The organism is Streptosporangium sp. NPDC049046 (genome assembly GCF_040649155.1).
In the GTDB taxonomy this organism is placed as follows: domain Bacteria; phylum Actinomycetota; class Actinomycetes; order Streptosporangiales; family Streptosporangiaceae; genus Streptosporangium.
In genome coordinates, this window is sequence record NZ_JBEZEZ010000093.1 from 1 (window position 1) to 1,204 (window position 1,204).

At 64.6% G+C, this 1,204-nt stretch carries 1 protein-coding gene; it reads left to right on the plus strand.

Going from position 1 to position 1,204, the window contains the following annotated elements:
• Positions 1-63 precede the first annotated feature (63 nt).
• Positions 64-795 (plus strand): IS30 family transposase, encoded by a 732-nt coding sequence (locus tag AB0B96_RS40840; RefSeq protein WP_362907689.1) that lies wholly within the window; start codon positions 64-66, stop codon positions 793-795.
• Positions 796-1,204: the final 409 nt, after the last annotated feature.

The window sequence follows — 1,204 nt, forward strand, 5'->3', positions numbered from 1 at the left end:
CCACCGGACCAACGAAGTCAGCAGCATGAAGCATCTTGATCACGAATGGGAGGGTGCCGATGATTGGGAACCGATTCTGCATGTGCGGACGGTGAAGCGCTCCAGGCCAGGCCAGAGCCTCCATCAGACCCGGAGCGATTCAGCCACGAGACGATCTACCGGGCGCTCTACCAGGGAGGAAAGAGCGGATTGAGCCGGAAACTCACGCGTCGGCTGCGCACTGGGCGGCCTCTGCGTACACGTCGCCGCCGATCCAACCGACGCAGCCCTCGCTTCATCGCGCCCGCGCTGCTCATCGGAGGCCGTCCGAGCGTGGTCGAGCAACGCCGACGTGTCGGGGACTGGGAGGGCGACCTGATCACCGGGCGCTTGAACCAATCCGCCATCGCCACGCTCGTCGACCGCAAGAGCCGCTACGTGCGCCTGGTCGCGCTTCCGATCCGCCATGACGCGCAGGCCGTTCGCGATGGCCTCATCGCCGTACTGCTCGACATGCCGCAGGCAGTGCGGCTGACACTGACCTGGGACCAAGGAGCAGAGATGGCCCACCATGACCAGATAGCCGCCTACCTGAGCGAAGGCGTGTTCTTCGCCCAGCCGGGCAGCCTATGGCAGCGCGGCACCAATGAGAACACCAACGGGCTGCTTCGCCAGTACTTCCCCAAACGCACCGACTTGTCCGTCCATACCGCGGCCGACCTACGCGCCGTTGAAGAGCGCCTCAACACTCGCCCCCGCAAGACGCTCGGCTGGCGCACTCCAGCCGACATTTTTGATCAAGCTCTGGCACTATGACTATCCGTCACCGTTGCGATGATCATTCGAATTCACCTGATAGCGCGATGCCTCCGCCCCCGCGAGAATCGCAACACTGAGGTGCATGAGGGATGGCTCGGCGGTCAGCGTACGTCGCGACGATGGTCCGCCCACTTGGCCGTCGCGCTGCGGCGTCATCCTCTGGACCGTCGTCGAATCAGCGTCCGAGGCGAGGGATCACAAACGGGGAGGCCGACCTCGACGACTTCGCGGGCGTGGCAGCTGCTACTTAGAAGGACTCCAGCGCAGTCCACGACGTGGGCGGCGGTGTGCCCGATGCCTGGCGGAAAGCCTGGACGCTCCCGATCCGGGCGAGACCAGGATCGAAATGTCGGTCGGCGCCGCCATGATCTATGGCGAACGGTTCCGACGTCTCGCTGAGGAGTTC